The organism is Gynurincola endophyticus (assembly GCF_003991195.1).
Taxonomy (GTDB): domain Bacteria; phylum Bacteroidota; class Bacteroidia; order Chitinophagales; family Chitinophagaceae; genus Gynurincola; species Gynurincola endophyticus.
Map to the genome: position 1 here is coordinate 1 of NZ_RCWL01000025.1, position 634 is coordinate 634.

Here is a 634-nt window from a genome sequence, read left to right on the forward strand (position 1 = left end):
AAGGGGGGAAAAGAATTATTTAAGTTCACAGGTACGGCTGCTGCTCATATGGATGAAGCAGGTCGTATGATACCCGTCCAAACTTTAGACGATATTATTAAAGCTCCAATAGCTGTTGTTAGAGACCCACGAGGTGCGACAAATGCAATGATGCACTATTCTCAAATGTGGAAGAATGGAAAGCTGTATAATGCTGAAGTTTTGTACGATAAAGCAACTAATACAATAATGCATTTTCAGTATGGTAGAGATGCTATGGGACCTTTGCTTAAAATACCTAAATAAGTTTTAACGATGTTTCCTAAAGACGATAAAAGAAGGCTGTATCAATTAATTGATATGTTCTTAGCAAAGCAAATAACAGCTTCTGTATTTTGCGATGAGTTTTATTACTCGTATGATTTGGAAATCGATTATGATACTTTGTCTCCTTTAGAATACTCTGCCTTTTCAGAGTTAGAAAAAGTATCAAGTCGTTTTTCTCAGTTTAATGAAGACCTTGAAAAATATCCCGGTGTTTATTACAATGAAGAAGAGTTAAAGCAAAAGATACTCGAAACGAAAGAGAAATTACAAGAGCAAAGCCTGCAATAGCGAGCCCCCTCACTCGCGCCGGATTGTATCCGGTGTGAAT

General features: G+C 36.9%; 2 protein-coding genes. Both read left to right on the forward strand.

All coding sequences use genetic code 11. The annotated features are described in order from the left end of the window. Positions 1–285, forward strand: a 285-nt coding sequence (locus D9O48_RS18695) for a hypothetical protein (protein WP_199750639.1), incomplete at its 5' end; no start/stop codon positions are given. A 9-nt stretch (positions 286–294) separates the two neighbouring features. Then, complete coding sequence (locus D9O48_RS18700; RefSeq protein ID WP_126974520.1) at positions 295–594, forward strand: colicin immunity domain-containing protein; 300 nt, start codon at positions 295–297, stop codon at positions 592–594. Positions 595–634 lie beyond the last annotated feature (40 nt).

What these genes read in the sequence shown, in the direction of transcription:
- D9O48_RS18700 (WP_126974520.1), top strand. Translation starts at nt 295, where the DNA reads ATGTTTCCTAAAGACGATAAAAGAAGGCTGTATCAATTAATTGATATG.